13 protein-coding genes are annotated in these 18873 nt (G+C 73.8%); 11 read left to right on the forward strand and 2 right to left on the reverse strand.

The annotated features are described in order from the left end of the window. Positions 1–168: 168 nt before the first annotated feature. A complete protein-coding gene (locus RIN80_RS00570) occupies positions 169–1254 on the reverse strand; it encodes an alkene reductase (protein ID WP_309093432.1) in 1086 nt (361 codons plus the stop codon). A 134-nt stretch (positions 1255–1388) separates the two neighbouring features. On the opposite strand from RIN80_RS00570, the gene RIN80_RS00575 reads away from it, so the two are divergent. The 11 genes from RIN80_RS00575 (at position 1389) to RIN80_RS00625 (ending at position 18298) form a co-directional block, all read left to right on the forward strand. Further along, complete coding sequence (locus tag RIN80_RS00575) at positions 1389–4022, forward strand: AAA family ATPase (protein ID WP_309093433.1); 2634 nt, start codon at positions 1389–1391, stop codon at positions 4020–4022. Positions 4023–4127: 105 nt separating this feature from the next. Further along, positions 4128–5111, forward strand: a complete 984-nt coding sequence (locus RIN80_RS00580; protein ID WP_309093449.1) for an NADPH:quinone reductase — start codon at positions 4128–4130, stop codon at positions 5109–5111. Positions 5112–5214: 103 nt separating this feature from the next. Next, positions 5215–5757: an SRPBCC family protein gene (locus tag RIN80_RS00585; RefSeq protein ID WP_309093434.1), complete on the forward strand. Its 543-nt coding sequence runs from the start codon at positions 5215–5217 to the stop codon at positions 5755–5757. A 91-nt stretch (positions 5758–5848) separates the two neighbouring features. Then, a complete protein-coding gene (locus RIN80_RS00590; protein ID WP_309093435.1) occupies positions 5849–7417 on the forward strand; it encodes a class I adenylate-forming enzyme family protein in 1569 nt (522 codons plus the stop codon). A 185-nt stretch (positions 7418–7602) separates the two neighbouring features. Further along, positions 7603–9006 carry a nitrate/nitrite transporter gene (locus RIN80_RS00595; RefSeq protein WP_309093436.1) on the forward strand — a complete coding sequence of 468 codons (1404 nt, stop codon included), beginning with the start codon at positions 7603–7605 and terminating at the stop codon, positions 9004–9006. After that, positions 8999–11092 (forward strand): molybdopterin oxidoreductase family protein, encoded by a 2094-nt coding sequence (locus RIN80_RS00600; RefSeq protein WP_309093437.1) that lies wholly within the window; start codon positions 8999–9001, stop codon positions 11090–11092. Before RIN80_RS00595 ends, RIN80_RS00600 begins: the two co-directional genes overlap by 8 nt. A gap of 8 nt (positions 11093–11100) precedes the next feature. After that, a complete protein-coding gene (locus tag RIN80_RS00605; RefSeq protein WP_309093438.1) occupies positions 11101–12492 on the forward strand; it encodes an FAD-dependent oxidoreductase in 1392 nt (463 codons plus the stop codon). After that, entirely contained in the window at positions 12489–13751 is a 1263-nt protein-coding gene (locus RIN80_RS00610) for an FAD-dependent oxidoreductase (RefSeq protein WP_309093439.1), read from the forward strand. Before RIN80_RS00605 ends, RIN80_RS00610 begins: the two co-directional genes overlap by 4 nt. A gap of 120 nt (positions 13752–13871) precedes the next feature. After that, positions 13872–15437 (forward strand): carboxylesterase family protein, encoded by a 1566-nt coding sequence (locus RIN80_RS00615; protein WP_309093440.1) that lies wholly within the window; start codon positions 13872–13874, stop codon positions 15435–15437. A 48-nt stretch (positions 15438–15485) separates the two neighbouring features. Next, positions 15486–17339, forward strand: coding sequence for an asparagine synthase (glutamine-hydrolyzing) (asnB, locus tag RIN80_RS00620; RefSeq protein ID WP_309093441.1), 1854 nt, complete (start codon positions 15486–15488; stop codon positions 17337–17339). A gap of 101 nt (positions 17340–17440) precedes the next feature. Further along, positions 17441–18298: an arylamine N-acetyltransferase gene (locus RIN80_RS00625; protein ID WP_309093442.1), complete on the forward strand. Its 858-nt coding sequence runs from the start codon at positions 17441–17443 to the stop codon at positions 18296–18298. A gap of 61 nt (positions 18299–18359) precedes the next feature. On the opposite strand, the gene RIN80_RS00630 is transcribed toward RIN80_RS00625, so the two are convergent. After that, a partial coding sequence (locus RIN80_RS00630) for a shikimate kinase (RefSeq protein ID WP_309093443.1) occupies positions 18360–18873 on the reverse strand: 514 nt, incomplete at its 5' end.

Below are 18873 nucleotides of genomic sequence, written 5' to 3' on the forward strand. Positions count from 1 at the left end.
CTCCCTGAGCGGTCGTTCGTCGCTGGACCACCCTGGCCCGGTCCGGCGTGCAGCCCTTCGGGGGAGAAGGCGCCGGCCGGGCCAGGGAGCCGGGGAACGGGCGGGACGGAAGCGGGGCGGGCCGGGCCGGGCGCCGACCGCGTGCCCCGCTGCCGCCTGCCCGGTCGGTCAGGCGTCCAGCGTCGGGTAGTCGGTGTAACCCCGGTGGTCGCCTCCGTAGAAGGTCTCCGGGTCGGGGGTGTTGAACGGGCCGCCGGCCTTGATCCGCTCGGGCAGGTCGGGGTTGGCGAGCCACAGCGAGCCGATGCTCACCGCGTCGCACAGGCCCTCCTCCAGCACCGCCCGGGCGGCCTCGGGCGTCACCGCCTCCTCCTCGCCCGTGGCGTGCGGGTTGAGGATCAGCACTCCGGGCCATTCCTGCCGGATCAGCTTCGTGACGTCACGGCTGCCGAACTCCATCAGGTGGACGTAGGCCAGGTTGAGCGGTGCCAGGGCCCGGATCAGGGCCCGGTACAGCGTGGCGGGGTCGCTCTCCGCGATGCCGTTGCTCGTGTTGGCGGGGGAGAGGCGGATGCCGACCCGCTCGGGGCCGATGGCGTCGGAGACCGCCTGGGCGACCTCGACGGCGAAGCGGATGCGGTTGTCGACGCTGCCGCCGTAGGCGTCGGTGCGCAGGTTGGTGTTGTCGGCGAGGAACTGGTGGATCAGGTAGCCGTTGGCGCCGTGCAGCTCCACACCGTCGAACCCGGCGTCCATCGCGTACTTGGCGGCGGAGATGTGGTCCTCGACGGCCCGGGCGATGTCCTCCAGGTCCATGGCCTTGGGCGTGGGGTGGTCCAGCATGCCCTCCGGCGTGTACATCTGCCCGCCCGAGGCCACCGCCGACGGGGCCAGCGGCAGCGCGCCGTCCGGGTAGAGGCTCGGGTGCCCGATCCGGCCGGAGTGCATGACCTGCACGAAGATCCGGCCCTGCCTGCCGTGCACCGCGTCGGTCACCCGGCGCCACGCCTCCGCCTGCTCGGGCGTGTGCACACCCGGGGTGTCGATGTATCCCTGCCCGATCACGCAGGGCTGCGTGCCCTCGGTGATGATGAGACCCGCTCCGGCGCGCTGGGCGTAGTACTCGGCCGCCAGCGGGGTCTGCACGCCGTCCTTGGCCCGGCTGCGCGTCATCGGCGCCATGACGAGCCGGTTGGGCAGCGTCAGCTTTCCCAGGGGCAGCGGTTCGAAAAGGTGGCTCACGATCTCCTCCATCGGGGAACCGGCTTGTTCCACACCGTAGGAAGGGGGGCGGCCCGGCCGAATCAGTAAGATTTCTGAAACCGGATACGTACTTCGGCACGGCCTGCCTACCGATGGGCCGCGTCACGGGGAGTGGGGGCACCGACGTGCTGTACGGCAGGTCCACCGAGCTGGCGGCGCTTGAGGATCTGGCCGCGGGAGCCCGCGAGGGACGCAGCGGTGCCCTGGTGCTGCGGGGTGAGGCGGGCATCGGCAAGACCGCCCTGCTCGACCGGGCGGCGAAGTCGGCCTCGGCGGCCGGCATGCGCGTCCTGCGGGTCACCGGGGTCGAGCCGGAGGCGGACCTCGCCTTCGGCGGGCTGGTGCAGTTGCTGTGGCCCGTGCAGGACCGGCTGGACGCCCTGCCCGAGCCGCAGGCACAGGCGCTGCGGGCGGTGCTCGGCATGGGCAGCACCCGGACCCAGGACCGGTTCCTGACCGGGCTGGCCGTGCTCACGCTCCTGGCGGACCTGGCCGAACAGGGACCGTTGCTCTGCCTGGTGGACGACGCGCAGTGGCTGGATCAAGCCACCTCCGACGCGTTGCTGTTCGCCGCCCGCCGGCTCGCCGCCGAGCAGGTGGCCATGGTGTTCGCGACCCGGGACGAGGGCTTCGCCGCGCCCGGGCTCGCCGAACTGCGGCCCTCCCGGCTGGACACCGGCGACGCGGTGAGCCTCCTCGCCGACCTGGGGCTGACCCCCGCCCTGCGGGACCAGGTCATCGCCGAGTCCGCGGGGAACCCGCTGGCGCTCATCGAGTTCGGGGCCGCCCGCCGCGACGACCCGGGCCGGTTCACGCCCGTGACGGTCGCCGACCGGGTGCTGTCGTCGTACCGCACCCAGATCGCCGGACTCCCCGAGAAGACGCGGCTGGCGCTGTTGTTCGCCGCGGCCGAGGGGCGGGGCGACCTGCCGCTGCAGATGAAGGCGGCCCGGTCGCTGGGCGTGGGCCTGGAGGATCTGGAGGACGCGGAGCGGGCGGGGCTGATCCAGGTGACCGAGAGCACCGTGGTGTTCCGCCACCCGCTGATCGGGACCGCCGCCTACCAGGGGGCCGTGCTGGCCCGGCGGATCGCCGTCCACCAGGCGCTGGCCGAGGCGGCGGAGGACCCCGACTGCCGGGCCCGGCACCTGCCGCTGGCCACCACGTCACCCGACGACGGAGTCGCGGCCGAACTGGTCGCCGCCGCCGAGCGGGCCGCCGACCGCAGCGCCTACGCCGCCGCCTCGCTCCTGCACCAGCAGGCCGCCCGCCTCACTCCCGACCGCCGCGCCCAGGTCCACCGGCTCACGGACGCCGCGACCTGCGCACTCAACGCCGGGCACGCCGGCCAGGCCCGGGACCTGGCCGAGCAGGCCGAGCAGTCGGCCGCCGCACCGGAGGACCTGGCCCGGCTCGCCCCCGTGCGGGCCGCCGTGATGTTCGAGTCGGGTCACCAGCGGGAGGCCGCCCGCCTGCTGCTGCGGCGGACGCACGCGGCCGGCGCCGGCCTGGCCCCGGTCATGCTCCGCACGGGCGCCACGTACGGCTGGTTCGCCGGTGACGCGGACTCGGTGCGGGAGGCCGCCGAGCGGCTGGCGTCCCTGGGGGAGGCCGACCCGATGGTGGAGGGCATGGCGCACCTCGTCGACGACGACTACGCCCGCGGACTGCCCCTGCTGCAGCGCGCCGTCGCCGCCGGCCGGGACGGCTCGGACGCGGCGCGCACCCACGCCCTGCACAGCGCGGTCCTGCTCGGGGACGACGCCGCGGCCATGGAACTGGCCGCGGCGGAGGTGGCCCGCTGCCGCGCGCAGGGCCTCATCGGCGCCCTGCCGCAGGCCCTGCACCTGCTGGCGGAACGCCAGGTGCTGGCCGGGGCGCACCGGGACGCCGAGGCGGCGGTGGCCGAGGCCGTGGAGATCGCCCGCGACACCGGCCTGCGCGAGCGCGTCGCCTGGCTGAACGGCGTTCCGGCGCGGATCGCGGCCATCGAGGGCGACGAACAGCGCTGCCGCGACCTCACGCGGGACGTGCCCGACGCCGGCCGGGTGGCCGGCGAGAGCGCCCTGAGCCTGCTCGAACTGGCGCGCGGCGACTACGAGGCGGCGCTCGGCCGGCTGGAGAGCGCCGTCGGCCCGGGGCCGCAGCGCCACACGGCGATGGCCATGGCCACCGTCGCCGACCAGGTGGAGGCCGCGGTACGGCTCGGGCGGCACGAGCGGGCGGTGCGGCCGATGCGCGCCTTCGAGGCCTGGGCGCGGGCCGGAGACCAGCCGTGGGCGCGGGCGGTGGCGCACCGCTGCCGGGCCCTGGTCGAGGGGCGCGAGGAGGACTACCGGCAGGCGGTCCGGCTGCACGAACAGGGCCGGCGGCCCTTCGAGCGGGCCCGCACCGAGCTGCTGTACGGGGAGTGGCTGCGCAGGGCCCGGCGGCGCAGCGAGGCCCGCGCGTCGCTCCGGTCGGCCCTGGAGCACTTCGAACGGCTGCGTGCCGCGCCCTGGGCGGAGCGGGCCCGGGCGGAACTGCGGGCGGCGGGCGACGCGACGACGGGCGCGAAGGCGACCGCGGAGAACGTCCTCGACCGGCTGACCCCGCAGGAACTGCAGGTGGTCCGGCTGGCGGCCGACGGCAACAGCAGCCGGGAGATCGCCGCGCAGCTGTTCCTCAGCCGCAGGACCGTCGAGCACCACCTGTACAAGGCCTATCCCAAGCTGGGCGTCGGCTCGCGGCGGGAGCTGGCCCGGCTGAACCTGGCCTGAGCGGGGCGGATCTGACAGACCCGGTCCCGATCTGACAGATCCGCGACGGTGTCCGGGCCGCTCGCGGACGGGGGCGGGGCCCCTTTGCCAGAATCCGTGACCATGATGCGTGCTGCCTACATTGAACAGCTCGGATCTCCGGACGTCATCCGTTACGGTGATCAGCCCACGCCGGAACCCGGGCCGACCGACGTCCTGGTGGACGTCACGGCCGTCTCCGTCAACCACGTCGACACCTTCGTGCGCTCGGGCGCCTGGCGCACCCCGCTCACCTTCCCCTTCGTCATAGGCCGGGACCTCACCGGTACCGTCGCCGCGGTCGGCGCCGGCGTCCACCGGTTCCGCCCCGGCGACCGGGTGTGGTGCAACAGCCTCGGCCACGACGGCCGCCAAGGGGCCGCCGCCGAGCGGGTGGTGGTGCCCGTCGACCGGCTCTACCACCTGCCGGAGGGCGCCGACCCGTACGAGACCGTGGCGCTGGCCCATCCGGCCGCGACCGCCTACCTCGGCCTGTTCACCCACGGGCGGCTGCGCCCCGGCGAGACCGTCGTCGTGGTCGGCGCGGGCGGGAACGTGGGAAGCGCCATGGTGGTGATGGCCGCCGCCGCGGGCGCCCGGGTCGTCGCCGTCGCCTCCGCGCGGGACGCCGGGTACTGCCGCGGTCTCGGCGCCGACCACGTCGTCGACTACCGGGACCCCGACGTGCCCGGGCGCATCCGGGCCGCCGCCCCCGGGGGCGCCGACCTCTACCTCGACGCCTCCGGCACCAACGACCTGGAGACCGCGGTGGACCTGCTCGCCGGGCGGGGACGGATCGTGCTGCTCGCCGGACTGCGCACCAGGCCCGTGCTGCCGGTGGGGCCGCTGTACCTGCGGGACCGTTCGATCCACGGGTTCGCCATCTCGCACGCCACCGCCGGGGAGCTCGCCGAGGCCGCCGGCGCCATCAACCGGCTGGTCGCCGACGGCCGTCTCGGGCCCCGGGCGATCGAGCGGCTGCACCTGAGCGACGCCGCCGAGGCGCACCGCCGGCTGGAGGAGGGCAAGGTGCACGGAAAACTCGTGCTGAGCGTGGGCGCCGAGGGCTGAGGAACCCCCGCGCGCGGCGCCGGTGAAATGCGGGAATTCGGACCTGACAAATGAGAAAGCCGCCCTTTGACCGGCGCCCGACGGCCTCGACAGAATTCTGCACATGACTCAGTCAATCATCGACACCTCGCCGCTCTTCGAGCTCAAGGCCGACATTCACATTTCCGCGACCCCGCTGGAGGTCTACTCCGTCGTCAGTGATCTGCCGCGCAGTTCCGAGTGGAGCCCCGAATGCCGGGGCGGCACGTGGGTCTCCGGTGAACCCTCCACCGTCGGCGCCGTCTTCCGGGGCGAGAACCTCCGCAGCGAGGACGTCGTCGCCTGGGCGCCCCTGGTGCGCGGCGTCTGGCACACCGAGTGCCGCATCACCGCGGCCGACCCCGGACGCACCTTCCAGTGGATGATGCTCACCCACGCCCGCGAGGACCAGGAGAGCATCTGGGGCTTCGACATGGCGCCCGCCGACGAGGGCTGCGTGCTCACCCACCACTTCCGCATGGGCCGCGCCACGGCCGGCATCCACAAGATCGTCGCCGACCTGGACGAGAACGACCGCAAGCGTTTCGTCGCCGACTGGACCGCCAAGCTCGAACAGGACCTCGACGCCACGCTGAAGCGCATCAAGGATGTCATCGAAAAGCGGTGACATTTCCCCGGCGATCCGTACGGGAGCCTGAAATTCGAAACGGCCTGCCGCACGGCTGAGGAACAGTCGCGGCGGATGAGAGGGTGGGCAGATGTTTCTCCAGCGCATCGGAAACAAGGGAATTCGGCTGGGTACGCTTTTCGACCGGGCCGCGGCTCGGCACCCGGCGAATCCCGTGATCCTCGACCATGATCTCGACGTCGCTCCGGAGCGCGGGCGCCGCATGACGCTGACGGAGGTCGCCGACCTCGTCGACGACCTGGCCTCGCGGCTGTGGGCGGCGGGCGTCCGGCCCGGGGAACGCGTGGTCGTCCACAAGACCAACGGGTTCGACATCACGCTCCTGGCCTGCTCCACGGCCAGGATCGGCGCCGTGCCGGTCCTGCTGTCCCCGAAGCTCGACGGCGCGACCGTGTGCGAGCTGGTGCGCCGCGTGGACCGGCCGTACCTGGTGACCGACCAGGACAAGCTGGACCACCACCTGCCCGCCGAGATCTTCGGCCTGACCCGGCAGGTGCTCCTCGCCTCCGGCAGCCACGACGAGGCCGTCACCCTCGCGTCGCTGGCCGGCTCCACCCGGGTCGCGCCGGTGACCATGCCCCCGGACCACCCGACGCTGGTCACCCACACTTCCGGCACCACCGGGACGCCGAAGCTGGCGGTGCACACCGGGCGCACCTTCGAGGCGCGCTACCGCCCCCAGGGCACGGTGGCGTCCCTGGTGGGCCGCAGCGAGCCGGTGGCCATCCACGTGTCGTTCGTGCACTCGCGGATGTTCACCGCCATGCCCATCACGATCCTCCAGGGACACCCGATGATCATCCTCCGGGACGACGACCCGGAGGTCGTGGCCGAGGTGTTCGGGCAGGCCCCGCCGGGCCTGATCGAGGCGCACCCGAACACGTTCCTGCGCTGGGAGGTGCTGGTCGACGACCCGCGCCGGCCGCTGGCGAACGTGAAGTACTTCAGCAGCACCTTCGACGCCATCCACCCGCGCACCGTGCACCTGATGCTCACCGCGTCCCGCCGCGAGAAGCCGCAGTTCGTCCAGATGTACGGCCAGAGCGAGGTCGGCCCGATCGCCGGGCGCACCTACTCGAAGAAGCGTGGCGCGGACGCCGACGGCCGCTGCGTGGGCTCCCCGTTCCCCGGCATGACGGGCGTGCGGGTCGTCAGCCGGGACGGCAAGCGTCCCACCAAGTCCAACCCCGGTTACATCGAGGTCCGTTCCGACGGACGGATCGTCACCTACCTCGGCGAGCACGAGCGGTGGGAGAAGCAGGCCGACGGCGAGTGGTGGCGCATGGGCGACCTGGGCTACCGCACCAAGTGGGGCTGCCTGCACCTGCTCGACCGGGAGGTCGACGAGATCGAGGGCATCGACAGCACCCTGGAGATCGAGGACACCCTCTTCGCCCGGATACCGGAACTCGTCGAGGTCATCATCGTCCCGGACGAGGACGGCAAGCCCCTGCCCGTGGTGTGCACCCGCGACGACAAGCCGCTCGACCTCGCGGCCTGGAAGCGGGCCGTGGCCGGCCTGCCCGCGATGGCGGAGCCCGTGCAGTGGAAGCTCGACGACCTGCCGCAGACCGCCACCACCAAGATCAAGCGGCTGGAGCTGGCCCGGCTGCTGAAGGCGGAGCGGACCGGAGCGTAAGTCCCGGCCCCCGCGCCGCCCCCTCCCGGGGCGCGGGCCCATCCCCCCCCGTGGGCCCGCGCCCCTGTCACGCCCCCCGCACGGCGGCCCGTCACCCCCCGCACGGCGGCCCGTCACCCCCCGTACGGCGGTCCGGCCCGTGCGCCACGCGCCGGGCCGCCGTCCCCAGCCGAGGAGTTGCCCCGATGACGGCACTGCGCGCCTCCCGACGCCGGATCGAGCACTGGGATCCGGAGGACGAGGAGTTCTGGGAGCGCACCGGCAAGCACGTCGCACGACGCAACCTCGTCCTGTCCGTCCTCTCCGAGCACATCGGCTTCTCGATCTGGAGCATGTGGTCGGTCCTGGTGCTGTTCATGTCCCCGGCCATCGGCCTGGGCTTCGCCCCGAGCGAGAAGTTCCTGCTGGTGGTCACCCCCACCCTGGTGGGCGCGCTGCTGCGCCTGCCCTACAGCCACGCCGTGACCCGGTTCGGCGGGCGCGACTGGACCGTCTTCAGCTCGGCCCTGCTGTTCGTACCGGCACTGCTGGCGCTGTACTTCGTCCAGCGGCCCGGCACGCCCCTGTGGGTGTTCCTGCTCATCGCCGCCACCGCGGGCGTCGGCGGCGGCAACTTCGCCTCCTCCACCACCAACATCGCCCACTTCTTCCCCCGGCGGCACCAGGGCTGGGCGCTCGGCCTCAACGCCGGCGGCGGCAACCTGGGCGTCGCCGTCATCCAGCTCGTCGGACTGCTGGTCATCGCCACCGCGGGCGACACCCACCCCGCCTACGTCATCGCCGCCTACCTGCCGCTGATCGCGCTGGCCGCCGTGCTCGCGGCGCTCGGCATGGACAACGTCGACACCGGCCCGGCCGGATCCGGCACGCTGCGCGAGGCGGCGGGCAACCCGCACACCTGGTGGATCTCGCTGCTGTACCTCGGCACGTTCGGCTCGTTCATCGGCTACGGCTTCGCCTTCGGCCTGGTGCTGCAGAACCAGTTCGGCTCCACCCCGCTGGAGGCCGTCGGCTACACCTTCCTCGGGCCGCTGCTCGGCTCGCTGTCCCGGCCGCTCGGCGGCAGGCTCGCCGACCGCTTCGGCGGAGCCCGGGTCACGTTCTGGAACTTCCTCGCCATGGGCGCCGGCACGCTGTTGCTGCTGGTGGCCTCGGCCCACCACTCCCTCGCCCTGTTCGTCGCCGTGTTCACGGTGCTGTTCGTGCTCAGCGGCCTGGGCAACGGGTCCACGTACAAGCTGATCCCGGTCGTCTTCGCCGGGCAGGCGGAGGCCGCCGTCACCGCCGGCCACGACGCGACCGAGGCCTTCGCCCGCGCCCGCCGCCTGACCGGCGCGGTCATCGGCATCGCCGGTGCCGTCGGCGCGCTCGGCGGCGTCGTCGTCAACCTGGCCTTCCGGGCCTCCTACGGCAGCCAGGGCACGGGCGAGCCCGCCTTCTGGTTCTTCCTCGCCTTCTACGCGGTGTGCGTGACCGTCACCCGCCTGGTGTACCTGCGCGCCCCGCACGGCACCGTGCCGGGCGAGGCACGGGACCCCCGCCGGGCCGGGCGCGGGGCCGCCGAGTCCTCGGAGGTCACCCGTGCCTGACACGGCGCCGCGCTCCGGCGTGGCCACGCACTGCCCGTACTGCGCCCTGCAGTGCGGCACCCGCCTCGGCCACGACGCCTCGGGGACCGTGGTGGAGCCCTCCGACTTCCCCGTCAACGACGGCCACCTGTGCCAGAAGGGCTGGACCGCGCCCGCGCTGCTCGGCGTCCCGGACCGGCTGCGCCGACCACTGGTGCGCGGCGCGGACGGCCGCCACGCCCCGGTCGACTGGGACACCGCCCTGGACACGGTCGCCGCGCGCCTGCGGCGGATCCGCGACACGCACGGCCCGGACGCGCTCGCCGTGTTCGGCGGGGGCGGCCTGACCAACGAGAAGGCCTACCTGCTGGGCAAGTTCGCCCGGCTCGCCCTCGGCACCAGCCAGATCGACTACAACGGCCGGTTCTGCATGTCCTCGGCCGCCGCGGCCGGGAACGCCGCCTTCGGCCTGGACCGCGGACTGCCGTTCCCCGTCGCCGACCTCGGCGCGGCGGACACGATCCTGCTCGCCGGCGCCAACCCCGCCGAGACCATGCCCCCGCTGATGCGGCACCTGCGCAAGGCGGAGCTGATCGTCATCGACCCGCGCCGCACCCGGACCGCCGAGCGGGCCGCCCTGCACCTGCAACCGGTGCCCGGCACCGACCTCGCCCTGGCACTGGGCCTGCTGCACATCGCCGTGAGCGACGGCTGGTGCGACAAGGAGTACGTCCAGGAGCGCACCACCGGCTTCGACGCGGCCTGGCGACGCGCCGTCACCTGGTGGCCCGAGCGCGTGGAACAGGTCACCGGCGTCCCCGTCGCCGAACAGCGCGCCGCCGTGGAACTGCTGGGTGAGGCGCGCCGGGCCTACGTGCTCACCGGCCGGGGCGCCGAGCAGCACAGCAAGGGCGCCGACACCGCCGCGGCCTTCATCAACCTCGCCCTCGCCCTGGGCCTGCCCGGGGTCGCCGGAAGCGGCTACGGCTGCCTGACCGGGCAGGGCAACGGGCAGGGCGGCCGCGAGCACGGGCAGAAGGCCGACCAGCTCCCCGGCTACCGCATGATCACCGACCCGGAGGCACGGGCCCACGTGGCACGCGTCTGGGGCACCACCCCGGACACCCTGCCCGGCCCCGGCCGCAGCGCCTACGAGCTGCTCGACGCGCTCGGCACCGAAGGCGGCCCCCGCGCCCTGCTGGTGTTCGGCTCCAACCCCCTGGTGTCCGCGCCCCACTCCGCCCACGTCGCCGACCGGCTGGCGGCCCTCGACCTGCTGGTGGTGGCCGACTTCGTGCCCTCGGAGACCGCGCGGACGGCCGACGTGGTCCTCCCGGTCGCCCAGTGGGCCGAGGAGGAGGGCACCCTGACCAGCCTGGAGGGCCGGGTGCTGCGCCGCCGCCGGCTGCACCCGCCGCCCGAGGGCGTGCGCACCGACCTGGAGGTCCTGCACGGCCTCGCCGTCAGGCTCGGCGAGCCGGCCCACCGCTACCCGACCTCGCCGCGCCAGGTCTTCGACGAGCTGCGGCGCGCCTCCCGCGGCGGCAAGGCCGACTACTCCGGCATCACCTACGAGCGGCTGGACGCGGGGGAGAGCCTGCACTGGCCCTGCCCCGAACTCCCGGACGGACAAGCGCACCCCGGCACGCCCCGCCTCTTCCTCGACGGCTTCGCGACCCCGGACGGACGCGCCCGGTTCGCCGAGGTCGACCACCGCGACCCGGCCGAGACACCCGACGCCGGCCACCCCCTGTACGCCACGACCGGCCGGGTCCTCGCCCACTACCAGTCCGGCGCGCAGACCCGCCGCGTGCCCGAACTCAACGACGCCGTCCCCGAGCCGTTCGTCGAGATCCACCCCGACACCGCCGAACGCGCGGGCCTGCGCGAGGGCGACACGGCCCGCGTCACCTCGGCCCGCGGCACCACGGTCGCGCGGGTCAGGCTGGTCGGCAGCATGCGCACGGACACGGTGTTCCTGCCCTTCCACCATCCCGGCACCGGCCGGGCCAACCTGATCACCAGCACCGCCCTCGACCCCCGCAGCAAGATGCCCGAGTTCAAGGTCTGCGCCGTGCGGATCGAACCCGGCACCGACGCGTCGTGAGGCCCGCCATGCCCGACTCGCAGCACGTCCTCGTCGTGGGCCACGGCCCCGCGGCGCACCGGCTCGTCGAGCGTCTGTCCCGGCTCGGCCACCCGGGCCCGGTCACCGTCCTCGGCGCCGAACCGCGACCGGCCTACAACCGGGCCCTGCTCACCTCCCTCCTCGACGGCACCCTCACCGACCAGGACCTGCACCTGCCCGCCCCGCCCGACGGGGTGCGCGTCCGGCCCGGCGTCACCGCCACCGCCGTCGACCGCGCCCGCCGCCTGGTGCGCACCGGCACCGGGGAGACACTCCACTACGACCGGCTGGTGCTGGCCACCGGCGCCCGGCCGCGGATCCCGCGCCTGCCCGGCGTGCTCACCGAGGACGGCCGGCTCACCGAGGGCGCCACCACCCTGCGCACCCCCGAGGACGCCGAACGGCTCACGAGCGGGCCGGTGGTGGTGCTCGGCGGCGGGATCCTCGGCACCGAGACCGCGCTCGCGCTGCTGCGCTCCGGCCGCGACGTCACCCTCGTGCACCCCGGGCCGCACCCCATGGACGACCGGCTCGACCACACGGCCGGTGCCCTGCTCGCCGGCCACCTCCGCTCCGCCGGTGCCCGCCTCCACCTCGGGTGCACCGCCGTGGAGTACCGGCCGGGCAAGCTGGTCCTCGACGACGGCGAGATCCTGTGCGCCGACGTGCTCGCGCTGTGCACCGGTGTGGCACCCGAGACCGCGCTCGCCCGGCGGGCCGGACTGGCCGTGCGCACGGGGGTGGTCGTCGACCGGCACCTGCGCACCAGCGATCCGCACATCCACGCCGTCGGGGACTGCGCGGAGTTCGGCGGCGAGGTCCCCGGACTCGCCACGACCGCCTGGGAACAGGCCGACACCCTCGCCCACGTCCTCGTCGGCCACGACAGGCACCACCACGCCGGCCGTCCCGTGCTGCGACCGAGGACGCCCGGCTTCGACCTGGCCTGCCTCGGCCCGCCCGAACCGCCGGAGGCCGACCGGCACATCACCCTGTCCGACCCCGCCCGGGGCCGCTACGCCGCTCTCGCCCTGTCCGGGGAGCGCGTCGCGAGCGCGGTCCTCGTGGGACTGCCGCGCGCCACCGCCGCCCTCGCCCAGCTGTACGCGCGCGACCTGCCGGTGCCGTCCGACCGGTTCGGGCTCCTGCTGGGCACCGCGACAGGCGAGGGACCCGCCCGCGTCGAACTGCCGGACGCGGCGGTGCTCTGCCACTGCAACCACGTCACCAAGGCCGATCTGCTGCGCGCCTGGCGCGACGGCGCCCGCGGCCTGGCCGAGATCGCCGCCGCGACCCGGGCCACCACCGGCTGCGGAGGCTGCGCGGACGACGTGCGCCTGGTGCTCGCATCCGCGACCGGAGGGAACAGCGACCCATGACCCGCACCCCGCGCACCCTGGTGGTCGTCGGACACGGCATGACCGGCCACCGCCTCGTCGAGCACCTGCGGGCCCACGACCGGCACGGCGCCTGGCGCGTCGTCGTCCTGGCCGAGGAACCCCGTCCCGCCTACAACCGGGTCGCCCTGTCGTCCTACCTGGAGGGGAAGACCGCCGCCGACCTCACCCTCGCCGGCCCCGACCTCCTCACCGACCCCCTGGTGGAGCTGCGCACGGCCACCCCGGTGACCGGCATCGACCGGCGGGCCCGCACGGTCACCACCGCCGACGGCACGCGCACCCGCTACGACGCCCTGGTGCTCGCCACCGGCTCGCGTCCGTTCGTACCGCCCGTCCCGGGGCACGACCTGCCCGGCTGCTTCGTCTACCGCACCTTCGACGACCTCGACGCCCTCCGCGAGGCGGCACGCGCGAAGGGGCCCGGAATCGTGGTGGGCGGCGGCCTTCTCGGCCTGGAGGCCGCCAACGCGCTGCGGCTGCTCGGCGTACGGCCGCACGTCGTGGAGCTGGCGCCCCGCCTGATGCCGGTGCAACTCGACGACGGGGGAGCGCGCGTGCTCGCCCGGCTCGTCACCGGACTGGGTCTGCGGGTGCACTGCGGGCTCGCCGTCCGCGAGATCCGCGCCGGCGGCGACGGCCGGGTCGAAGGGGTCCGCCTCACCGACGGGACCGCGCTCGACGCCCGGCTGGTGGTGTTCTCCGCCGGCGTGCGTCCCCGCGACGACCTGGCCGGACCCGCCGGGCTCGCCACGGGCGAACGCGGCGGCTTCCTCGTCGACGACCTGTGCCGCACCGCCGACCCGGCCGTCTGGGCCGTCGGCGAGTGCGCGGCCGTGGGGGGCCGCGCCTACGGGCTGGTCGCCCCCGGCTACCGGATGGCCGAACTGGTTGCCGACCAGCTGCTCGGCCGCCCCACGACCCCCTTCACCGACCCCGACACCGCCACCAAACTGAAACTCCTCGGTGTCGACGTGGCCAGCTTCGGCGACGCCCACGCCGAGAGCGAGGGCGCCCTGGAGTACGTCCTGCGCGACGACGGCGCCGGCACGTACGCCAAGCTCGTACTCGACCCGGAGGGGCGGATCCTGCGCGGCGGTGTGCTCGCCGGCGACGCCTCCGCCTACCGCACCCTGCGCGCCCTGACCGGCCGCGAACTGACCGCTCCGCCCGACCGGTTGCTGTCCGCGCCCGGCCCCGTCGCCCCGCCGCACCGCACCCGCGCGGCGGACGCGGCCTGACTTGACGGAGTAGTGACCGGCGGTTGGCGGCCGGCCCGGCACCGGAGCGACGATCCCTGTGCTCCATGGTGCGCGCCGCGCCGCCCCCGACAACGCCGAGGCGGGAAGTGAGGTTCACCAATGCCCAGTCGCACAGTGGTCGTCCGGACGACGGCGGGACGAGTGGCGGGGGAGCGGACCGACGGACTCACCGTCTTCCGGGGCGTGCCCTACGCGGCTCCGCCGGTGGGCCCGCTGCGGTTCTCCTCGCCCCGGCCGCCCGAGCCGTGGCAGGGCGTACGGGACGCCACCGTCTTCGCCGCCCCCTCGCTCCAGGGCGACTACCTGCCCGACAGCAGCGAGGACAGCCTGTACGCCAACGTGTGGACCCCGGACGTGGACGGCCGTCTGCCGGTCCTGGTCTACATCCACGGCGGCGGCTGGATGCTCGGATCGGGCAGCGAGCCCGACTACGACGGTGCGCGCACCGCCGTCCACGGCCGGATGGTCGTCATCACCTTCAACTACCGTCTGGGCGCGTTCGGCTGGGGACTGCACGAGGAGCTCACCGACCCGCGCACGGGCTCCTGCGCCAACTGGGGCCTGCAGGACCAGGCCGCGCTCGTGCGCTGGGTCCGGGACAACGCCGGCGCGTTCGGCGGCGACCCCGGGAACATCACCGTCGCCGGCACCTCGGCGGGCGGCTCCAGCACCTGGCAGCTGGCCCTGCTGCCCGAACTGCGCGACATCATCCGCAGGATCATCCCGATCAGCGTCAAACACGTCTGGGAGCCCGCCAGTTCGACCACCCCCGAGGAGTCCCGCCGGGTCTACGAACACCTCGCACGCCGCTTCGGCACGACCGTCCCGGGGCTGCGCGGCGTACCGGCCGCCGAACTGCGGGACGCCTGGGAGGAGGTGTACGCGGGCCGCCCCACCGAGCGGTTCGTGGAGGGCGGCCGGGAGTACCGGGGCCCGGTCGTCGACGGGCGGTGGATGCGCGGCTACGACCACGCGCTGCCCACGCCCGGCGTCCCCATGATGCCGATTTACTGCCGCACCGAGGGCTCCTTCTTCACCACCGGCCCCGGCTACCCCTACCCCGGCCCGCACCCGGCCGACGAGGCCGGACTGCGCGCGGCCGTCCGCGAGGTGCTCGAGAAGGGCGCCGCCAAGGTCACCGACGAGCAGGTGGCGGACTGCATCGCCCACTACCGCCGGGCGTCGCGGGCGGAGGGCCTGCCCGTCGACCCGGTGTCGGTGTGGACGCAGGTGTGGGGCGACGGACTGTTCCGCTACCAGATCGTGCGGCTGGCCGAACGGCACGCCCGCGAGCGGGACCCGGCCGCCTCCCCGCAGTACCTGATGGAGTTCGCCCACCCGCTCAGGCCGCCGTACGCCGGCACCACCCCGCACGAGGCCGTCGCGAAGTTCCTCTTCGGGACGTTCGCGCTGCCGGTCAACGCACCTTTCTACGGGAACGGACCGCTGGAGCGGCGGATCTCGAACGCGCTGATCGACCTGGTGGCCTCCTTCGCCCGCGGCAGGACCCCGAGCAGTGAACACGCTCCCGACTGGCCGGTGTTCACCCCCGACCGGCCCACCGTGATGGTCCTCGGCGGCGAGCGGGTGGCACGGATCGGCACGGTGTCGGCCCAGGCCCACCTGGCGTACTGGGACCGCGCCGGCTGGGTGCCGCGGCCCTGAACACCCCCGGCCATACACCACCACAGCAACGAAAGGACTGGGACTTCGATGTGCGGACTCGCAGGCTGGGTCGCCTACGACCACGACCTGACGGCACACGGCGCGACGGCGTCGGCCATGACGGAGACGCTGGCGTGCCGGGGACCCGACGACCGCGGCGTGTGGATGTCACCGCACGCGGTCCTCGGCCACCGCCGGCTCTCCATCATCGACCTGGAGGGCGGCCGCCAGCCCATGCACGTCACCGGCGAGACCGACGGCCTGCCCGTCCTCGCCTACACCGGCGAGGTGTACAACTACCGCGAGCTGAAGGAGGAACTCGCCGGCCTCGGCCACGCCTTCCGCACCTCCAGCGACACCGAGGTCGTCCTGCACGCCTACCTGGAGTGGGGCGAGCACTTCGCCGAACGCCTCAACGGCATGTACGCCCTCGCGCTGTGGGACCCGCGCACCGAGGAACTGCTCCTGGTCCGCGACCGCATGGGCGTCAAGCCCCTCTTCTACTACCCGACACGCGACGGCGTGCTGTTCGGTTCCGAGGCCAAGGCCATCCTGGCCCACCCCGACGCCGAGGCGGTCGTGGACCGCGAGGGCCTGGCGGAGATCTTCGCCATCATCAACACCCCCGGCCACGCCGTCTTCAAGGGCATGCACGAAGTCGTGCCCGGCACCGTCGTGCGCTTCCACCGCGGCGGCCACACCACCCGCACCTACTGGCAGCTTGAGGCCCGCCCGCACACCGACGACCTCGACACCACCGTCACCCGCGTCCGCGAACTCCTCGAGGACATCGTCGAACGCCAGCTCATCGCCGACGTCAAGGTGGGCACCCTGCTCTCCGGCGGCCTCGACTCCAGCGCCATCACCGCCCTGGCCGCCAAGGTCTTCCGCGACCAGGGCAAGCAGGAACGCATCAAGGCCTTCTCCATCGACTTCAAGAACAACGAGGAGAACTTCCGCGGCAACGGCATCTGGATGGACCCGGACACGCCGTACGCCGTCGACGTGGCCCGGCAGTCCGGCGCCGAGCACGTCATCGTCGAGCTGGAGAACCACCACGTCCTCGACGAGGACGTGCGCATGCGGGTGCTGCGCGCCCAGGACCTGCCCATCTCCACCGGCGACATGGAGCACTCCCTCTACCACCTGTGCAAGGCCCTCAAGGAGCAGGTGACGGTCGCCCTGTCCGGCGAGACCGCGGACGAGCTCTTCGGCGGCTACAACTGGTTCTTCGACAAGGAGGCCGTGGAGGGCGACACCTTCCCCTGGTACGACGCCTGGCGCCGGCTCGGCGGCCTGGACACCATGAAGGAGATCGGCCTCTGGGACCGGCTCGGCCTCGACGAGTACGTCGCCAAGCGGTACGCCGAGGCGCTCGCCGAAGTGCCGCGCCTGGAGGGCGAGTCCGCCCAGGAGGCGCGGATGCGGGAGCTGTCGTACCTCAACATCAGCCGCTGGGAGAACTTCCTCCTCGACCGCAAGGACCGCATCAGCATGGCCGCCAGCCTGGAGGTCCGGGTGCCGTTCACGGACCACCGGCTGGTGGAGTACGTCTTCAACGTGCCGTGGGCGATGAAGACCTTCGACGGCCGCGAGAAGAGCCTGCTGCGCGCCGCCGCCGCCCACGTCCTGCCCGAGTCGGTACTGGAACGCAAGAAGAGCCCCTACCCGTCCACCCAGGACGTGGAGTACGTGCGGGCCCTGCGCGCCAAGGTCGAGGCCCTGCTCGACGGTTCGCCCGTGCTCGACCTCGTGCCGGCCGAGGGCATCCGCAAGCTGCTGGACAGGCCCGTCGAGTCCTACGCGGGTCTCGGCGGCCTGTGGGGCATGCGGGCCGTGATGGAGCGGCTGGTCGAGTTCGACGCGTGGGTGAAGGAGTACGACGTCCGCGTGGAGTGGTGACACTCCCCCCGGCGCGGCGCGCGGCGTGCGGCACCCGGACGGGCCGCGCGCCGCACCGCCGTGCGACCCGGCCCACCCTTCGCACCGGCGGAAGGACGCTCATGGACACCTCAGGTCTGCCCCTCGTGGTCGACGACTCCCCGGAGTGGGGCAGCAAACACCTCGACCTCGACGCCTACCTCGCCCGCATCGGCTACCGCGGGCCGCGCGACGCCTCGCTCGCGACGCTGCGTGCCCTGCACCGCGCCCACCGGGACTCCGTCTGCTTCGAGAACGTCGACATCGCCCTGGGGCGCACGATCTCCCTCGACATCGACGCCGTCCAGCGCAAGATCGTCCAGGCGGGCCGCGGCGGGTACTGCTACGAGACGAACCTGCTGTTCGCCGCCGCGCTCGACCGCTTCGGCTTCCCGGTCACCCGGCTCCTGGTCCGCATCCGCGAGGGCAGCGACAAGCGCCGGTTCCGCTCCCACACGGCCCTGCTGGTGCGGGCGGACGACACCGTGTGGCTGGCCGACCCCGGCTACGGCTACGCCGCGCTCATCGAACCCCTCGCATTGCAGCCCGAAGCGGAGAGCACCGTCGCCGGCTGGTCGTGGCGGCTGACGACCGAGGACGGCCACTGGCTCCTGCAGTACCGGCGGCCCGAAGGCTGGTTCGACATCTACGCCTTCCGCACCGAACCCCAGTACGCCGTCGACTTCCAGGCCGCCCACTACGTCAGCTCCACCCGCCCGGGCTCGCCCTTCGTGGGGCAGCTCGTGGTCCAGCGGGCCAACGACGAGGAACGGTACCGGCTGAAGAACAACGAGTTCATCACCGAGTACCGCAGCGGTGAGCAGCGCCTGCGCGTGCTGCGCCCGCACGAGACCGTGGACGTGGTGCGCACCACCTTCGGGCTCCCGCTCACCGCCGAGGAGGAACGGCTGCTGCACGACTTCCTCGCCGCCCGGCAGTGACCGCCGCCCGGCCACACGAGAAATCCCCGCCGAGTGGCGGGGAATTCTCGTATACGGGCCTTCAGGCCCGCGCCGCGTGCGGAGCCAGCGCGGCCAGCACGGCCTCCACGACACCCTCCGGAGCGCGCCCGGTGGTGTCGACCACCGCCCGGGCGACCTCCGCGTAGAGAGGGCGGCGGGCCGCGGCCAGCGCGCGCCAGCGCCGGTGCGGATCGCCGGCCAGCAGCGGCCGGCCCGGGTCCCGGCCGATCCGCCGGACCGCCTCGCCGGCGTCGACGTCGAGGAAGACCACCGGCAGCCCGGACAGCAGCGCCCGGGTCCGCACTTCGACGACCGCTCCGCCGCCCAGCGCGAGCACACCGTCGTGCCCGGCGAGGGCGCGGGCCACCGCCCGCGCCTCGATCGCGCGGAAGGCGGCCTCTCCCTCGTCGGCGAAGATCTCGGCGATGGTCCGGCCCTGTTCGGCGACGATGTCGTCGTCGGTGTCCCGGTAGGAGACCCCGAGCCGCTCGGCGAGCAGCTGCCCGACGGTGGACTTGCCCACGCCCATCGGGCCGACCAGGACGACCAGCGGG

The sequence above is a fragment of the Streptomyces sp. genome (assembly GCF_031181705.1).
In the GTDB taxonomy this organism is placed as follows: Bacteria; Actinomycetota; Actinomycetes; order Streptomycetales; family Streptomycetaceae; genus Streptomyces.